This is a genomic window from Gilvimarinus sp. 1_MG-2023 (genome assembly GCF_030548285.1).
Genome location: NZ_JAUOSC010001843.1, coordinates 1 through 231 on the forward strand (window position 1 = coordinate 1; position 231 = coordinate 231).

The 231-nt window shown below is 52.8% G+C and carries 1 protein-coding gene; it reads right to left on the bottom strand.

The genetic code is table 11. The features are described 5' to 3' along the window. Positions 1 to 187, bottom strand: a 187-nt coding sequence (locus Q4563_RS23070; protein ID WP_303606209.1) for an OsmC family protein, incomplete at its 3' end; no start/stop codon positions are given. Positions 188 to 231: the final 44 nt, after the last annotated feature.

Sequence of the window (231 nt, forward strand, 5' to 3'; positions counted from 1 at the left end):
GCTTGGTCAAGATACTCATGACATCAAAACTGGTACAACCGCCCAGCCCCAGCAGCAGCATTTCCATTGGCCGGACGCCCATGTTTCTGCCGCCGTGATCTTCTGGTCCATCCATGACAACTGTGTGACCACTGCCAGATTCACCCAGGAACATGGCCCCATCTACCCACTTGATTTCTGCTTTCATCTTATCAACCAGCACAGTTATTGGAGGAAGGCGCGGAGCGTATC